This window comes from Planomonospora algeriensis (genome assembly GCF_977012225.1).
Map to the genome: position 1 here is coordinate 1 of NZ_CDRNDK010001092.1, position 481 is coordinate 481.

At 72.1% G+C, this 481-nt stretch carries 1 protein-coding gene; it reads right to left on the bottom strand.

Going from position 1 to position 481, the window contains the following annotated elements; genetic code table 11:
* Positions 1-458: beta-ketoacyl synthase N-terminal-like domain-containing protein (locus ACWJ6R_RS37960; RefSeq protein WP_449066799.1), on the bottom strand; the 458-nt coding region annotated here is incomplete at its 3' end.
* Positions 459-481 lie beyond the last annotated feature (23 nt).

Here is a 481-nt window from a genome sequence, read left to right on the forward strand (position 1 = left end):
CCGTTCGGCGCCGTCAACCCGTTGCTCGCCCCATCCTGATTGACCGCACTGCCGCGGACGACCGCCAGCACCCGATGCCCGTTGCGGCGAGCGTCCGACAACCGCTCGACCAGCAGCACACCGACGCCCTCGGCCCAGCCCGCGCCATCGGCAGCCGCCGAGAACGCCTTGCACCGCCCGTCGGGCGCCAGACCCCGCTGACGGGAGAACTCGATGAACATGCCGGGTGTCGCCATCACCGTCACGCCGCCCGCCAGCGCCAGATCGCACTCGCCGTTCCGCAGCGCCTGCGCCGCCCAGTGCAACGCCACCAGCGACGACGAGCACGCCGTGTCCACCGTCACCGCCGGGCCCTCCAGACCCAGGGTGTAGGACACCCGGCCGGAAACCAGGCTTCCGCCGCTGGTCGAGGCGGGAGTACCGAGCCCGTAGTCGTGGTACATCACGCCGGCGAACACGCCCGTACGGCTGCCGCGCAACC